This is a genomic window from Collinsella aerofaciens ATCC 25986 (assembly GCF_964237925.1).
In the GTDB taxonomy this organism is placed as follows: Bacteria; Actinomycetota; Coriobacteriia; order Coriobacteriales; family Coriobacteriaceae; genus Collinsella; species Collinsella aerofaciens_BJ.
In genome coordinates this window covers 1-17,064 of record NZ_CAXSKI010000007.1, presented here as the reverse complement: position 1 = coordinate 17,064, position 17,064 = coordinate 1, and the positions used below count along the sequence as shown (strand labels likewise).

The 17,064-nt window shown below is 60.3% G+C and carries 14 protein-coding genes and 1 pseudogene; all 15 read right to left on the bottom strand.

The genetic code is table 11. From position 1 onward, the window contains the following. Positions 1-17 precede the first annotated feature (17 nt). Complete coding sequence (gene murQ, locus ACESWY_RS04610; protein ID WP_368135244.1) at positions 18-941, bottom strand: N-acetylmuramic acid 6-phosphate etherase; 924 nt, start codon at positions 939-941, stop codon at positions 18-20. Between the two features lie 10 nt (positions 942-951). After that, a complete protein-coding gene (locus ACESWY_RS04605; protein ID WP_271759124.1) occupies positions 952-1,803 on the bottom strand; it encodes a MurR/RpiR family transcriptional regulator in 852 nt (283 codons plus the stop codon). Positions 1,804-2,007: 204 nt separating this feature from the next. Next, a complete protein-coding gene (locus ACESWY_RS04600) occupies positions 2,008-2,589 on the bottom strand; it encodes a VanZ family protein (RefSeq protein WP_373093134.1) in 582 nt (193 codons plus the stop codon). A gap of 105 nt (positions 2,590-2,694) precedes the next feature. Continuing rightward, on the bottom strand, positions 2,695-3,300 hold the full coding sequence (locus ACESWY_RS04595; RefSeq protein ID WP_055285671.1) for a recombinase family protein: 606 nt from the start codon (positions 3,298-3,300) through the stop codon (positions 2,695-2,697). A 176-nt stretch (positions 3,301-3,476) separates the two neighbouring features. After that, positions 3,477-5,612 (bottom strand): ribonuclease R family protein, encoded by a 2,136-nt coding sequence (locus tag ACESWY_RS04590; RefSeq protein ID WP_373093135.1) that lies wholly within the window; start codon positions 5,610-5,612, stop codon positions 3,477-3,479. A gap of 135 nt (positions 5,613-5,747) precedes the next feature. Then, positions 5,748-6,668, bottom strand: coding sequence for a permease-like cell division protein FtsX (gene ftsX, locus ACESWY_RS04585; protein ID WP_117769462.1), 921 nt, complete (start codon positions 6,666-6,668; stop codon positions 5,748-5,750). Continuing rightward, complete coding sequence (ftsE, locus tag ACESWY_RS04580) at positions 6,655-7,875, bottom strand: cell division ATP-binding protein FtsE (RefSeq protein ID WP_022094244.1); 1,221 nt, start codon at positions 7,873-7,875, stop codon at positions 6,655-6,657. The genes ftsX and ftsE overlap by 14 nt, the downstream gene beginning before the upstream one ends. Positions 7,876-8,379: 504 nt before the next feature. Beyond that, positions 8,380-9,321 (bottom strand): transketolase family protein, encoded by a 942-nt coding sequence (locus ACESWY_RS04575; RefSeq protein ID WP_117769460.1) that lies wholly within the window; start codon positions 9,319-9,321, stop codon positions 8,380-8,382. A 1-nt stretch (position 9,322) separates the two neighbouring features. Continuing rightward, complete coding sequence (locus tag ACESWY_RS04570; protein ID WP_225093804.1) at positions 9,323-10,153, bottom strand: transketolase; 831 nt, start codon at positions 10,151-10,153, stop codon at positions 9,323-9,325. Between the two features lie 208 nt (positions 10,154-10,361). Beyond that, entirely contained in the window at positions 10,362-11,252 is an 891-nt protein-coding gene (locus ACESWY_RS04565; RefSeq protein WP_195247200.1) for a YitT family protein, read from the bottom strand. Between the two features lie 165 nt (positions 11,253-11,417). Further along, positions 11,418-12,566 carry a peptide chain release factor 2 gene (gene prfB, locus ACESWY_RS04560; RefSeq protein ID WP_195521201.1) on the bottom strand — a complete coding sequence of 383 codons (1,149 nt, stop codon included), beginning with the start codon at positions 12,564-12,566 and terminating at the stop codon, positions 11,418-11,420. Then, complete coding sequence (gene secA / locus ACESWY_RS04555; RefSeq protein ID WP_373093136.1) at positions 12,566-15,373, bottom strand: preprotein translocase subunit SecA; 2,808 nt, start codon at positions 15,371-15,373, stop codon at positions 12,566-12,568. Before secA ends, prfB begins: the two co-directional genes overlap by 1 nt. Positions 15,374-15,680: 307 nt before the next feature. Continuing rightward, entirely contained in the window at positions 15,681-16,106 is a 426-nt protein-coding gene (rpmE, locus tag ACESWY_RS04550; RefSeq protein ID WP_055285657.1) for a 50S ribosomal protein L31, read from the bottom strand. 366 nt (positions 16,107-16,472) lie between these two features. Next, a complete protein-coding gene (locus tag ACESWY_RS04545; RefSeq protein WP_006235302.1) occupies positions 16,473-16,817 on the bottom strand; it encodes a hypothetical protein in 345 nt (114 codons plus the stop codon). Between the two features lies 1 nt (position 16,818). Further along, positions 16,819-17,064: pseudogene (locus ACESWY_RS04540) on the bottom strand (hypothetical protein); the annotation flags it as partial.

Here is a 17,064-nt window from a genome sequence, read left to right as displayed (position 1 = left end):
CAGCTCACGCCGCGCACCTATTGGGCGTCGGCATTGCTCTTCTCATGGCCACTCACCGCAGCACGGACATGGCCTCGCGCCCGCTCAAGAGCCACCGCAGCCTGCTCGGCATCGCAGTCCAGCAGTACCGAGACAATAGCGGTTTTTACGTGGCCGCCGGCATCTGCAAGCGCCTGAACGGCGCGCTCGCGCGTGCAGCCGGTCGCCTCCATCACGATGTTCTGGCCGCGCACCACCAACTTCTCGTTCGTCTGCTGCACATCGACCATCAGGTTTTGGTATACCTTGCCAATCTTGACCATGGCACCGGTCGAAATCATGTTGAGAATGAGCTTTTGAACCGTTCCCGCCTTGAGCCTCGTTGAGCCGGTCAGCACCTCGGGACCGGGCACGGGCTCAATGGCAAGATCTGCGCTCTCCCCGATCTTCGACCCTTGGTTGCAGGCAATTGCAATGGTCTTGCACCCAGCTGCCTTGGCGTACACAAGGCCGCCCACCACATAAGGAGTACGACCGCTTGCCGCCAGGCCAACGACAAGATCCTTGTCCGAGAGTCCACGCTCTCGCAGGTCGTTCGCGCCAAGCTCATCGCTGTCTTCGGCACCTTCGACAGCCTTGATAAACGCCGTCTCGCCTCCGGCAATGAGCCCGACAATCAGATCGGGTGACACGCCAAACGTGGGCGGACACTCCGAAGCGTCGAGTACGCCCAGACGACCGCTGGTGCCTGCGCCCATGTAAAAGACGCGCCCGCCGCGCTCGAGTGCCTCAGCAGCCCAGTCGATTGCTGTGGCAACCTGGGGCAACACTTTCGTGACCGACTGGACGGCACGAAGATCCTCATCGTTCATCGTCGTGACGATTTGCAGCGATGTCATCGTATCGAGGTCCATTGACCTTTGATTACGCTGTTCGGTCGTGAATTTTGTTAAATCGAGCATTTCATTCACCTCATCTTTCCTGTTTCTCGATGTAGTTTTGCTTAATGACATGCGTCGCCCGTTCGTAGTCGCTGGCAACGTAAGCAGCGTACAGGGCATCGACAACCATAAGCTGGGCCATACGCGAAGCCATGGCACCGCTGCGGACCAAGGGTTCACTCGCAGCAACGCCGAGCACGGCATCGGCCATGGTGGCAAGCTTGGATGATCCATCTACTTTGGTAACGGCCACAACGGGACAGTTGTGACGTTGAGCCTCGACGGTGCAGTCCAGCACCTCTTGCGTCAAGCCCGAGTAGCTAAAGGCGATTGCCATATCGCCCTCATGCATGTTCTTGGCACATAAGAGCTGATCATGCCAGTCGTCGTACAGATGGCACTCTTTGTCGACACGCATGAGCTTTTGCGCCAGGTCGTGCGCGACCAAACGAGAGGCACCAATACCGAACAGATTGACCGCGCGTGCCCGCTTAAGACGGGCCGCGCATCGCTCCAAGACGGTGTAATCGAGCGTTCGCGCCGTCGCCTCGATCGTGCGCACGTTGCTTTTCATCACCTTCCCCACGATACGTTCGACGCTGTCATCCATGGAGATGTCCTCGAGGGCTACGTCTTTCTTGTCACCTAAGAGCGCCAGCTCGGCAATCAGTTCGCGCTGGAACTCCTTGTAGCCCGCAAAACCCAAACGCTTGCAAAAGCGCAAAATGCTCGAGGGCGAGGAGAACGTGACATCGGCAAGACCGCGGACGGACAGCCCGACCACCTCGTGCGGATGAGCGCTTACATATGCGATGACATTGCGTTCCGCCGGGCACGCGCTGAGCTCACGCTCGCGAAGCCGCAAAAGCAATCCGTTTGCCATCTCAAACACCTCCGTTGAGAAGAATTAAAGACCAACGAACGATTCGTACCGGATACAAACAGCTTTTGCGGTACATTGTGCCGCATCGTGGCGCACAAAGGGCGAGCGTTCTACCGCTCGCCCCTCAAATCCGACCGCTCGGAAATACGCGCGACACAAAATAATTCAACAAGGTCGCATTATCAGAAACGGGTTTGTTACCGGCTAGCGCCTCGCATGGGCGCCGATCGGCCGAGTCGCATGGCGTACCAACGCCGCTGCCAGCAATACCAACAGCATAGCGGTGATATAGCCCGCAGCATCGAATCCTAAATCGATAACGTCGAAATGCCTGCCGGGAACAAAGATCTTATGTACCTGATCGCCAACGGAGCAGGCGGCGCAAAAGAGCAATACGGGCACGCAACGGGAGCACACGCTCCACGGACGCCTGGAAAAGCAAGCCACGATCACCGAGGCGAACAATCCGACGAAGAAAAACTCTACGGTATGGGCAACGCGACGGACGTTCGCGCCCACCCACATGCGAATGGAAGCAAGTCGGCCAGACCGGACATTCGAGGCAGCCGAATCGGTGCCCCCGGTCATTCCGTTCTCCGTCTGGGCTTCACCCGTGGCATCGGCGGCCTGAACGCCCGTAGCCTGACCCTCCACCACACGCGCGGTGGACTCGCTCAGCAACGACGTCTCCACCGCATTTTGCTCCGTCAGCACCCAGATGCCCGCCAGCGTTACAGCGAACAGAACGATCGCGGTCCATCCGATTATTTGTTTTACGCGCGCCAAGGGCCAACCTCCTTTTTTTGAATATCAGCGAGTGTAGCCCCAAATGACATCGTCACCGTATCAAAATTTGAATCGCAACAGGAAGCGACAAAGCGACGCAAACCCCTACCCCGCCTCGCGCATCCAGCGATCGAACGTCCCCACGCACACGCCCAGGCACTTTGCTGCCTGGCTGCGGGTAATATCGCCCGCCTCATAGCTATCGCGCACCAGCTCAAACTGAGGAGGGCACGGCTTGCGGGGTCGACCGAAACGGACCCCTCGCGCCCGCGCCGCTGCAATTCCCTCCGCCTGGCGCCGATGGATATTCTCGCGCTCCACCTGCGCCACGTAGCTCAGCAGTTGCAGCACAATATCGGCAATCAGGACGTTGGTCACATCCGGCGCGCCGCTGGCCCTAGCGCGCGTGTCAAGCAATGGCATGTCCAACACCACAATGGCAACCCCGAGCTCCTTGGTAATGCGTCGCCATTCCTCAAGAATCTCGGAGTAATTACGACCAAGTCGGTCGATAGAAAGCACCACCAGCACGTCCCCGTCTCCCAGGACGTGCAGCAGCTCGCGATAACGCGGTCGATCGAAGTCCTTGCCGCTCGCATGGTCGGCATAAATATTCGCTGAGCCCACGCCATAGGCGCCCAGCGCATCCAGCTGCCGATTCAGATTCTGATCGCGCGAACTCACCCGCGCATAACCGTACACCGTCGCCATCTCATCCCCGCTTTCTTGTAAACCTGCCAAAAGGGACAGGTTTATTTTGGTAGGTTTTACCTCTCAAATAGCAGGTAAGCGGGCGGCCGAGCAGACGGCAAGGTACTCACGATTCAAATGCGAAGGGCGGTCCCGAAAGGCCGCCCTCCGCTCCCCCACCATGAGTCGGGATTTGGCTAATGGATAAGCTTAAAGTCCAAGTGCCCACGCGTGGTATTGACGCGCGAGACCTCGATGATCACGCGCTGCCCCAGCTCGTAACGGGCGCCCGTGTCGGCACCTGTGAGCGTTAGCGCGTCCTCGTCGAACTCGAACCACTCGTTGCCCAGGCTCTTGATCGAAACCAAGCCTTCGACCTGCGTTAGATCCAAGCGCACAAAAAGGCCCATGCTGCTAACCCACGAGACGGTTCCGGCATAGCGCTCGCCCAGACGGTCCTCATAGTACTGGGCAATCTTGATCTTTTGCGTCGCATGGCTGGCGGCATCTGCCGCGCGCTCGGCATCGCTGCATGCGCGGCAGATCTGCGGCAGAATGCGCGGCAGCGACTCGCGCCCCTTGCCGATCAGCCGCGGCGTACGGACCAAGGCGTCCTTGCCGCCGAGCCGCTCATAGGCCAACTGCAGTTTGAGCACGCGGTGCACCACCAGATCGGGGTAGCGACGGATGGGACTCGTAAAGTGACAGTAGCACGGCGCGGCGAGCGCAAAGTGGCCCTCGTTGCGCGGCTTGTACAGCGCGCGCTGCATGCTGCGCAGAAGCAGCGTGTTGACGAGCGGTGCGTTGGCCGTACCGGCGGCAGCATCAACTGCAGCCTGCAGCTCATCGGGGCTCCCCAGGGCAATACCGGCAGCACGGCGATCGTCGATGATGCCTAGCTGCGCCAGCGCAACGGCAGCACCGTGCAGGCTATCGGGGCTCGGATCCTCATGCACACGATAGCAGGCCTCGATATCACGGTCTGCCAGCCACTCTGCAACGCACTCGTTGGCGAGCAGCATGGCTTCCTCGATAAGCGACGTGGCACACGAACGCTCACGCGCCACAATCTGCACGGGCACTCCGTCCTCATCCAATAGAGCGCGAATCTCGGCCGTGTCAAAATCGACTGAGCCGCGGGCGCGACGAATACGACGGCGAAGTTCGGCGAGTTCGTTAGCGGCGACAAGGAAATCGCCGAGGTCGATGTTGTAGCCGCGGGCGGCCTCCTCGCACGCAAGACCGCGCTCAAGCGCTTCCTCGCGCGAGGTCTCGGCAGCCGCAACATCCTCGGCTGCACCCTCCAGCACCGAATACTCAACCGCGCCGGCACGCACCAGCAGCGCCTCGGCGCCGTCATAGTCCATACGCACACGCGAGCGAATCACGCTGGGGTACGGATCGTAATGCCGCACGCGACCCTGCTCATCGAGCTCGATATCGACGGTAAACGCAAGACGGTCCTCGTCAGGGCGAAGCGAGCACAGGTCACAGGACAGGCGTTCGGGCAGCATGGGAAGCACGCGATCGGCCAGATACACCGATGTCGTACGATGGCGAGCCTCAAGATCGATATGCCCGTCCCAAGCCACATAGTGTGAAACGTCGGCGATATGCACACCCAGCTTGTAGCCACCCTCGGGCGTGCGCTCCAACGAAATGGCATCGTCAAAGTCGCGCGCGTCGACCGGGTCGATCGTGATGACAAAGCGGTCGCGCAGATCGCGGCGGAGCGGGTCCTTAAGCGCCGCGGACACATCGAGCGAAAGCCCCTCGGCCTCGGCCAGAGCGGCCTCGGGATAGCTATCGGTATAGCCGTAACGCGCCATCACATATTGAACGCCCAAATCGGGCGCGTCATCTCCGCCAATGCGGCGTTCGATCGTCACAGTGCCCGATTCCAGGCGCGTCGGGTAGGTCAAAATGCGCGCGACAACGGCATCACCCGGGTGGACACCCAGACGATCCGCCGAGGTATCCTCGGGCAAAATGAAGAAGTCGGCCTTCAGGCGCGAATCGAGCGGCTCAATCACACCAAGCGGACCGGCGGTCTGGTACGTACCCACCACGCTTATGGCTGCGCGCTCAACCACGCCTTCGATCACGGCGCGCCGCTCACCGTGCGGGCTGTTCTTAATGCTCACGGCAACGGTATCGCCATCCATAATCTCGCGCTTGCCGCGGCCCATGACCTTGTAGTCGCCATTCTCGGTTATGACATAGGCACTGTGCTCATGGAGCTGCACGCGCCCGGTCAGGCTCGGACGGCGTTCGCTGCGCACCGGCCCGCGCTGATTGCGAGCTCCACGCTTATGCTTGTTATTGCGCCCCATGGCGCCTCCTAACTATCGATTGCGAACTCCAAAGAGTCTACCCAAATGATTCGCTTTCCTGCCGTCCCCTAGGGATCAAAAAACGGGCCGCCCCATAAGAGACGACCCGTTGGAAGGGATGAATTCCAAGCATGCCTACACGCGCAGGTAGCGGCGCATGGCGATGGCAGAACCAAAGAGACCGATAATCACACCGACCAGAATCAGCGCAGCATAGGTCACCAGGTAGTACTGCATCGGCAGGGCAAACGACATCCAGCCGATGCTCTCCTGCAGACGCGGAATCATCAGATTGCGCAGCAGCTCCAGAACGCCGATGGAAAGCAGCGAGCCCAAAATGGCCTGCAGCACGCCCTCGGTGATAAACGGGCCACGAATGAAGCCGTTGCTGGCGCCGACCAGACGCATAATCGCAATCTCACGACGACGCGCCGTGATGGACAGGCGAATCGTGTTGTTGATGAAGATGAATGCGATAAAGGTCAGAAGACCAACGAGCACCACGGCGGCGATGCGGATGTAGTTGGTCACCTGGAACAGGCGGCTCACTTCCTCCTGGCCGTACAGCACGCTCGCGTTGACGTCGCCGTCATCCGCGATCTTCTGGAAATCGGCATCCTTCTTGAGCTTCTTTGCCGTGCTCTCGACCTTGGACGGATCGTCCATCTCAATAGCGAAGGAAGCCGGCAGCGGGTTCTGGCCATCGAGCGCGCTCATGGTGGCGTCGGCGTTGCCCGACATCTTGCTCGTATACTCGGCCAGCGCGTCGTCCTTGTCCTTATAGGTCACGGACTTGACGTTATTCCACGTCTTAAGCTCGGCCTCAAAAGCCTGAACATCGGCCTGATCGGCGTCATCACTAATGAACGCGTTGATGACAACCTGATCCTCGACGGTGCCGATCACGGAGTTCAGCATCGCAGAGCCCATGATGAACAGGCCGATGATAAACAGCGAAAGGAAGATCGTGATGACGGCGCCGAGCGAGGTAGTCCAGTTACGGAAGAAGTGGCTGATTGCCTCTTTGAAGGAGTAGCCCACGTTAGTTGGTGCCATAGTTGCCGTAACCTCCCCTCTCCTGGTCGCGGATGACGTGACCGCCCTCGAGGGCGATCACGCGACGGTGCATGCTATCGACCATCTCGCGGTCGTGCGTGGCGACGATCACGGTGGTGCCGGTGCGGTTAATACGCTCAAGCAGCTTCATGATGCCCAGCGAGATCGCCGGGTCGAGGTTGCCCGTGGGCTCGTCGCAGATCAGCAGCGGCGGACGGTTGACCATAGCACGGGCGACGGCAACGCGCTGCTGCTCGCCACCGGAAAGCTGGTCGGGCAGCGAGTCCATCTGATCGGCCAGACCGACCAGGCGCAGCACCTCGGGCACCTGGCTGCGAATGACGCCCTTGGGCTTGCCGATGCACTGCAGGGCAAACGCCACGTTTTCGTAGGCGGTCTTTTGCGGCAGAAGCTTAAAGTCCTGGAACACGGCGCCAATCTGGCGGCGCAGGAACGGAACCTTGCGGTTCTTGATCTTCATGAGGTCCTGACCGGCAACCAGGATGCGGCCGCTCGTCGGCTTGACGTCGCGGTTGAGCGTCGACAGCAGCGTGGTCTTACCCGAGCCGGAGTGACCGACCAGGAAGACGAACTCGCCCGGATAGATCTCGATGTTGATGTCGTCGAGTGCAGGCTTGTTGGGCTGTGCCGGATAGATCTTGGTGACATGCTCCATAAGGATGACGGGCTCGACACCGGCCTGCTTGGCCATCTTCTTGCGGCTGGCCTGCGGATCGATGGGCGCAAACACCGACGTAAAATCGGGGTTGTTGAGCGCGTTATCGAGGCTTGCGACCTCGGCTGCCTGATCGCTCTCGACCACCGGGGCAGCAGGCTGCGTGGGGTCGGGAATAGCGGCAAAGAGACCGGACTGCGCAGGCTGAGGAGCCGGCGTCGCAGGGGCCAAGGGGTCGGGAATGCCGGCCATGGTAGGCTGCGGCGTGGCGGCACCAGCCTGAGGCTGCTCCACGCGAGCGGTCACGGCCTGAACGGGCTCAAAACCCGCCGTGCCGGAAAGCGCGACATCGCTGGTTGGATTGTAGGCAAAGGGATCGGATGCCGGCTGTGCCTGATCTGCCGGCTGAGCGGGGGCCTGAGCAACAGGCTGGCCCTCTGAATCCGGAGTGGCGAAACGACTGCCCTGGACGCCTGCCTGCGTCTTGGGGGCATCATCGCCCGCACCGGAGGTACGGAAGTGGTTACCCACTGGTGCTCCTTATCGTCGTGCGTTTAAACTACATGAGCGCTTTGTATTTTAGCAGCATTAGCTTTGCTGCACATAAGAAGCATGGCGTGGTTAGGGATCCCGTCGGCCGGACACAGGGTTACTCTCCAAATCGTCCTCGGACATGTCGGAGCCCCCGCTGCGCGCTTCGCGCGGCGGGGGCTCCTCCGTCCTGCGGAAAGATTTGGAGAGTAACCCTGTGCCCGGCCTGCGATAACTAAGGGGTCGCCGCGTTTATCTTGAGGTGCTGCATATACAAAGCTGGAAGGGTCTGAATTGCGCTTTGTCGATATATGCCCTTTTTCCTGATGGGACCGTGCTTGAGGGGCGTCTTCATGAGTTGCGGTGAAATAGGGACTGTTTTACCAGTTAAAAGGTCTAATCAGTCCTTATTTCACCGCAACTGAAACAGGGGCGCTCTCCAAGAGAGCGCCCCTGCCGGGTTTCCATAGTTCTGGCGAAGCAGTCCTTGAGATCCGCCTTGCCTTATGCCAAGAACTCCTTGGTGGTCGCCACGATGTTGGCGGCGTCCAGGCCATACTTGTGCAAGAGCTCGGCACCCGGGCCGGACTCGCCAAAGGTGTCGTTGACGCCGATCTTCTTGAGGGGCGTCGGGCACTGCTCGCACAGGACGTCGGCAACGGCGCTGCCCAGGCCACCGATTACAGAATGCTCCTCGACGGTCACGACGTGGCCGGTCTTGGTGGCGCTCTTGACGATCAGGTCGGCATCGATGGGCTTGATGGTGTGCATGTTGATGACCTCGGCGTCGATGCCCTCGGCAGCGAGCTGCTCGGCGGCCTCGAGAGCCTCGCCGACCATCAGGCCGCAGGCGATGATGGTGACGTCGGCGCCCTCGCGCATGACAATGCCCTTACCTAACTCGAAGTTGTAGGTCTCGGGGTCGTTGATAACCGGCGAGGCCAAACGAGCGAAGCGCATGTACACCGGACCGTCGCACTCGTAGGCGGCGCGCGTTACGGCGCGGGCCTCGACGTCGTCGGCAGGAACGATCACAGTCATGCCGGGGATGACGCGCATGAGGGCAATATCCTCGCAGCACTGGTGCGTGGCGCCATCCTCGCCCACCGAGATACCGGCATGCGTGGCACCGATCTTAACGTTGAGATGCGGGTAGCCGATGGAGTTACGGACCTGCTCAAAGGCGCGGCCGGCGGCAAACATGGCAAAGGTGCTCGCGAAGGCAACGCGGCCGGTGGTCGCGATACCGGCGGCGACGCCCATCAGGTTGCTCTCGGCAATGCCCACATCGAAGAAACGATCGGGGCAGGCGGCCTTGAACTTGCCGGTCTGCGTGGCGGCGGCCAGGTCGGCGTCGAGGACCACAAAGTCATCGTGCTCGTTGGCGAGCTCGACGAGGGCCTCGCCGTAGCTTACGCGCGTGGCGATTTTTTTGACGTCTGCCATCCTAGAGCTCCTCTCCGGCGGCCGTGAGCTCTGCCATGGCCTGCTCAAACTGTTCATCGTTGGGGGCCTTGCCGTGCCAACCAACCTGGTTCTCCATAAAGGAAACGCCCTTGCCCTTCATGGTCTCGGCGATGATGGCGGTCGGCTGACCCTTGGTGGCGCGGGCCTCGGCAAAGGCGGCGCGGATCTGATCGAAATCGTTGCCGTCGGCAAGCTCCACCACGTGGAACTTAAAGGCGCGGAACTTGTCGGCGAGCGGCATGGGGTCGTTGACCTCCTCGACGGGGCCGTCGATCTGCAGGCCGTTGTGGTCGACGATCACGCAGAGGTTATCGAGCTGATGGTTGCCGGCAAACATGGCTGCCTCCCAGACCTGGCCCTCCTCGCTCTCGCCATCACCCAGCAGGGCGTACGTGCGGTAAGTATCGCCCCAGTGCTTGGCGGCAACCGCCATGCCCACGGCGGCGGAGATGCCCTGGCCGAGCGAGCCGGTGGACATATCGACGCCCGGGGTGTCGTTCATGTTGGGATGACCTTGCAGGTGGCTGCCGATATGGCGCAGCGTCTCGAGATCCTCCTTGGGGAAGAACCCACGCTCGGCGAGCACGGCGTACAGGCCCGGAGCGCAATGGCCCTTGGAGAGCACAAAACGGTCGCGATCGGCCTTGCGGGGATCGGCCGGGTCGACGTTCATTTCCTCAAAGTACAGATAGGTCATGATGTCGGCAGCGCCGAGCGAACCGCCCGGATGGCCGGACTTGGCAGCGTGCACGCCGGTGACGATGCCCTTCCTTACCTCGTTGGCAACCTTTTTGAGCTCTTCGTCGCTCATTGTGCCTTCCTTTCATCCTCATTAGACAAAATGCGCACGGCACGGAAAGGTAATCCCAACACAGCCGCAATGCACGTACGTCATTCATTATGCTGGAAACTGATGGCTTTACCAGAGTTTTTATCATTATTTGAACAATTTAGCAGGCAGAACCGCTGATGAAACGGTTTATCAATGTGAACGTCTTTTGGATGGAACGCGATCGACCCTACGCGCTAATGTCCTTGAATCCCTCGCCGAAGGCTTCCGTAACGTCGGCAACCGTCACGATGGCATGAGGATCGCGCTCGCGCACGATCGTCTTGAGGGTATTGAGCTCTCGACGGCTCACGATGACCATAATCACTGGCTTCTCGGCACCCGAATACATGCCAGTCGCCTTAAACTTGGTACAACCACGACCCAGGCCATACATGATATCGGCAGCGATATCAGGGAACTTGTCCGAGATGATGAGTACCATACGGCGTTTGTTGCCACCATCGACCACGGCATCGATCACGTAGCCGCTAATGACCATCGAAAGGCCTGCATACAGTGCGTTTTCGATTGAAAAGACCGGAGCCGATAGCGCGCATACGGCAACATCGATCGCCATGACGGTCGAGCCCACCGGCAGCGAGGTGTTACGCGAGATGATTTGGCCAATCGTGTCCGAGCCGCCGGTGTTGGCGCCGGCGCGCAACACCATGCCGTAACCGATGCCCGTAATAATGCCGCCCCACATGGCAGGGAGCATCAGGTCCGCATCCGCCAGAGGTGCTACAAACGGGGCGAACAGATCGGTAAAGAAGCCCAGCAGCACAAAGCCCGTCGCGGTCTGCACCACGTAGAACATGCCGCCCTCGCGCATAACGACCAACAACAGCAAGGCGTTCATCACGATCGTCTGAATACCAACGGGAAGCGATAGGCCGCGCGCCGCGCCGACCGCCTGGATAATGGTGGCAAGGCCCGTAACGCCACCGGCGGCAAGACCGTTGGGAATCAAAAACAAGTCGGTCGCGATGGCGGCCAAGGCACACCCCAACATGATCTGGGGCAGGTCGTGAAAGAAGTTCATCGAAAGAATGCGCTTGATGTCCAGACGATATGCCATGCTGCCTCCCTCAAAAAAGCGCACCCAAACGGATGCGCTTTGAACTTCTTCTTGTATTCGATTCTACCGATTCGCCGGACAAAAACCACCCCTGCGCAGGGTTTATTCTGGATACAAACCCGTCCAACCGTTGGGCTTGGCATCGGCTTGAAGCCACCCGATGTTTTAGACCTCCGAGCCTTCTGCATCGGCGTTGCCGGTAGCCCAGCGATGGTAGCCAATAACAAACGGGTCCAGGTCGCCATCGTCAAGGACGGCCTCGACATTGCTGGTCTCCACGCCCGTGCGTAAGTCCTTGACCATCTGGTACGGGTAGAGCACGTAGCTGCGAATCTGGTTGCCAAAACCAATCGTGGTCTTGGGTCCGCGGATCTCATCGAGCGCCTCGGCGCGCTTCTCGAGCTCAATCTCGTACAGGCGAGCCTTGAGGATCTGCATGCACGCGGCCTTGTTCTGAATCTGGCTGCGCTCGTTTTGGCAGGTGACCACAATGCCGCTGGGAAAATGCGTCACGCGCACGGCGGAGTCGGTGGTGTTGACGCCCTGACCGCCCGGGCCGCTCGCGTGGTACACGTCCACGCGGATGTCATCGGGACTGATCTCGATGTCGATATCATCGGGTAGCACGGGGATGACCTCGACGCCGGCAAACGTGGTCTGGCGGCGCTTCTTGTCGTCGGTGGGGCTAATGCGAACCAAGCGGTGGACGCCGGCCTCGGCGCGCAGCATGCCAAATGCGTCCTTGCCCTCGACGGTAAAGGTCGCACGGTCAATGCCGATGACCTCGGCCGCGGGACAGTCGTTGATGGTGACCTTCCAGCCGCGACGCTGGCAGTACTTCATGTACATCTTAAAGAGCATGAAGGTCCAGTCCTGGGCCTCCAGACCACCCTGTCCGGGCTTGATGGTCACAATGGCATCGCCGTGATCGAACTCACCGGTAAACCAGCTCGAAAGCTCAAGCTCATCGATGGCACGGGCCAGGCGCTCAGCCGTGGCTGCAGCCTCCTCGCGAAGGGCGGCGGCGTCGGGGTCATCCCCCATCTCCTCGGCAAGCTCCAGCGCGGCGCGGGCATCGGAAAGCTCGCCGCGCGCGGTGTCCACAGCAGCGATATCTTCCTTGGTGCGCGCGATCTCCTCCATGGTGGCACGGGCGGCGTCGGCGTCATCCCAAAAGCCAGGGGCAACACTTTTGGCCTCGAGCTCGAACACGCGGGTACGCTTCTCGTCCAGGTGGAGATACGACTCGACCTCACCGAGCCGGTCCGCAAACGCGTCCAGCTCGGCGGGCGTTACCTCTAAAGCCTCAGCCATTAACGATTCCTGCCGTGGCAGTACTTAAACTTCTTGCCGCTACCGCAGGGGCACGGGTCGTTGCGGCCCACGTTGACGTACGGATCGTCGCTCTCGGACTTGCGATAGGTGGTCACCTTGCCACCGTTGTTGACGGCAGCCGGACCACCCTGGACAGCCGTGCGGGCCTGCACCTGCGCCTGCTTGCGCAGCACCGAGCCGCCGTTGTCACCATCGACCTCGGCAGGACCGGAGAAGTGCGCACCCTCGAGCGCGGGCTCCTCCTTGTGCTCCACGGCACGCGGGGCAGCCTTGATCTCGATGCGCAGAACCGTACGCAGATAATCCTCGTACATGGTATCGACGAGTATCTGGAACGCGCCGTAGGCCTCGGTCTTGTACTCAACCAGCGGGTCGCGCTGGCCAAAGCCGCGCAGGCCGATGCCGGTCTTGAGGTAGTCCATCTCCTGCAGGTAGTTCATCCAGCGGGTATCGATGACGCGCAGCATGACCTGGGTGTTGAGCTCGCGCATCAGGTCCTCGCCCAAGCGCTCGGCCTTCATGTTGTAGCACTTCTCTACGTAAGCCAGGACATCGGCAGCCAGGGCCTCATAATCCTCGTCGGGGAACTTCGGCGTATCGATGTGGCCGGTGAGCTCCACAACCCACTTGCGCAGACCCTCCAGGTCGCGCTCGCCATCGTGGCTGTCCTTGGTGCAGAACTCCTGCACGCAGCGGTACACGGTGTCGTGCATGACCTCGGTGATGTGGTCGGTCAGGTCCTTGCCGTCCAGAATCTTATTGCGCTCGGCGTAGATGACCTGGCGCTGCTTGTTCATGACGTCGTCGTACTCAAGGACGCTCTTACGCATGGAGAAGTTGATGCTCTCGACCTTGTGCTGGGCGCTCTCGACGGCCTTGGAGATGATCTTGTGCTGAATGGGCATGTCGTCGCCCATGTCGGCCGTGACCATCATCTTGGAGACGCGGTCCATCTTGTCGCCGCCGAACAGGCGCATGAGGTCGTCCTCGAGCGACAGGTAGAACTGGGTCTCGCCCGGATCGCCCTGACGACCGGAGCGGCCGCGCAGCTGGTTGTCGATACGACGGGACTCGTGGCGCTCGGTTCCGATAACGGTCAGGCCGCCGGCGGCAAGCACGCGCTCGCGCTCGGCCTTGCAGGTCTCCTTGGCCTCGGCGTTAAACTGCTCGAGCTGCTCGGGCGTCACGTCCTCCATGGTCAGGCCCTCGTACTCCAGGCGCTCGCGCACCAGCTCGTCGGGGTTGCCGCCCAGCAGGATGTCGGTACCACGACCGGCCATGTTAGTAGCGATGGTCACGGCGCCGTAGCGTCCGGCCTGGGCAACGATGTGGGCCTCGCGTTCATGGTGCTTGGCGTTGAGGACCTCGTGTGCGATGCCGCGCTTGGTAAGGGCGGCGGACAGCTTCTCGGAGCTCTCGATGGAGACGGTGCCCACCAGGACCGGTTGGCCCTTGGCGTGACGACGCTCAACGTCGTCGGCAACGGCGTTGTACTTGGCCTGAATGGTGCGGTACACCAGGTCCTCGTGGTCCACGCGCTGCACGGGCTTGTTGGAGGGGATGACCTCGACGGGCAGCTTGTAGATCTCGCGGAACTCGGCGTCCTCGGTAAGCGCCGTACCGGTCATGCCAGAGAGTTTGTCATACAGACGGAAGTAGTTCTGCAGGGTGATGGTGGCCAGGGTCTGGTTCTCCTCGCGTACGAGCACGCCCTCTTTGGCCTCGATGGCCTGGTGCAGGCCCTCGGAGTAACGGCGGCCTTCCATAATGCGGCCGGTGAACTCGTCGACGATCTTGACCTCGCCGTTGGTGACCACGTACTGTTTATCGCGGTGGAACATGTACTGGGCCTTCAGCGCCTGCTGCAGGTGGTTGACCAGCTGGCCGGAGAGATCGGCATAGATGTCATCGATACCCAGGCGGCGCTCGATTTTCTTAAGGCCGCGCTCGGTGGCGGCGATGGTATGCTTGGCCTCGTCCATGACGTAGTCGCCCGTGGGTTCAGCATCCTCGGTGGCGGTGAGCATGTCGTGCGACACGTCCTCGCCGCGCTCAAGGCCACGCACGGCACGCGCGAAGTCCTTGTAGGTACTGGCGGACTTGGTGCCAGCGCCCGAGATAATGAGCGGCGTCCTGGCCTCATCGATCAGGATGGAGTCGACCTCGTCGACGATGGCGTAGTTGTGGCCGCGCTGTACGCGCTGCTCGGGACGGGTAACCATGTTGTCGCGCAGGTAATCGAAACCGAACTCGGAGTTGGTGCCGTAGGTGACGTCTGCCTGGTAGGCCGGACGCTTGAGCTCGAGCGGCATGTTGTTCTGGAGCAGACCGACGGTCATGCCCAGGTACTTATAGATGCGGCCCATCCACTCGGAGTCGCGCTTGGCAAGGTAATCATTGACAGTAACGACGTGTACGCCTTTGCCGGCAATAGCGTTGAGATAGCCGGCCAACGTGGAGACGAGGGTCTTACCTTCGCCAGTCTTCATCTCAGCAATGTGGCCCTCGTGCAGTGCCATGGCGCCAATGAGCTGCACGTCAAAGTGGCGCATGCCCATGGTGCGCTTGGAAGCCTCACGCACGGTGGCAAAGGCCTCGGGAAGCATGTCGTCGAGCGACTCGCCGTTGGCGTAACGCTCGCGGAACTTATCGGTCTGGCCGCGGAGCTCCTCCTCGGTCATCTTCTCAAACTGGGGCTCAAGACCGTTGATCTGGTCGACGATCTTGTAATAGCGCTTAAGGTCCTTATCGGATCCAAAGGACAGCAGCTTTGACATGAATCCCATGTGGTTTTCCTTTTTGGCCATCGCCCACGCCGTGCAGCTGCGGGCGAGTTAAACACAGATGATTGTACTTTAGCCAAACAAGGCGCGGCCTATACGGTCGACCTCGACCGCCACGTAATAACTACGACCAACCTGCCAAAAGGGGACTGGTTTATTTTGGCAGTTTTTATCTGGGCAAACGCCGCCTCTCTGCCATTTGGTGCAATGGGGGCAGGTTGGTTTGCACCAATAAAAAGAAAAGGACCGCGCACCCAAACGGATGCACGGCCCTTATGCCATGAATGCGAGTGATTCCGCGGCGAGCTATTTACTCAGCAGCCTCGGTGGTCTCGGCCTCGGCAGCGGTCTCCTCGACGGGAGCCTCTGCGGGAGCCTCGGCGGCCTGCTTGGCAGCCTCCTCGGCAAACTTAGCGGCACGCTTAGCCTTCTCGGCAGCCTTAGCCTCAGCGGCGGCCTTGCGAGCGGCCTCGGCCTCAGCAGCCTTGGCGGCCTTGGCAGCCTTGGCCTCCTCAGCCTTCTTGAGCTGGGCGGCAGCGGCGCCACCGAACTTGTCGGCGAAGCGCTGGACGCGTCCACCGGTGTCGACGAACTTCTGCTGGCCGGTGTAGAACGGATGGCACTCGTTGCAAAGCTCGACCTTCATCTCGGACACGGTAGCGTGCGTCTTGAAGGTGTTGCCGCAGGAGCACGTCACCGTGCACTCGACATACTGGGGATGGATACCCTGCTTCATGGTAGGACTCCTTATTGGTCAGGCGCTGGTTACCGATCAGCGCATAAGGCGTCTTGGTTTCCGACCAAGACAACAAACTTGGCTATGGTACCACGGCGCCGCGTGTCCCACAAAAGGTTCACGGTCTTTTCGGAACGACACGAATCTGACCCATCGAAACACATCTCCACCGTTCCTTCAACTGGGAAAATGCCGTCCCCGGGGCCTGAGAAGGGCCCCGGGGACGTTCGACTGACTGCGGGAACGGCCTTTCCGCTCAATGTGTTCGGCTGAGATCGGAAATCAACCAAACTGAACTAGGTTCAGTTGACATGGTTAAAAACGGGGGCGACGCTTTTGCGTCGCCCCTCGTCCCAGCCGGTTGCTTTAGTTGTACACACGGTAGTTACACTTGAACTGGGTTATGTGTCCATAGTTGGAGCGGTACCAACCCGACGTATAGCTGATTGCCTCTGCGCCTAGATAGTCGTAGCCCTTGTTGTAGCGAAGCTGACGGTAGGTCGTGTCGTACTCTGCTACGTAAAACGTGTCTCCAGAGAAGGCTTTGTACCGGTCCTTAACCGTCGAAGCCATGTACGCGGGTTCGACATCGCCTTTCTCCCCGTTGAGCGCATAGACGGGTGCCGCGATTCCGCATAAAGCCGTTGCCACGAGGATGGCGTAGACAGCCATGCGCGACGCATTGGACTTCAGCTGTTCAAATAGTTTCATGTCATTCACCTCCCTCGTATGTATCGAGGTATTCCTGCTTGAGCGTCTGCGAGGACGACTTGATCTTTTCCACGAGCGTGCCGGCTTCGATGAAGTAGAACGAGTTGGTAAGGTCTGCCAGGTCGTCGAGTAGATGGCTTGAAATGAGCACGCTGCGTCCCCGCGCCACTTCGCTGCGCATCGCGTCGCAGGAGGTTTTCCGCTTTCCCGGATCGAGGCCGTTCAGCGGTTCATCGAGGATGAGGTA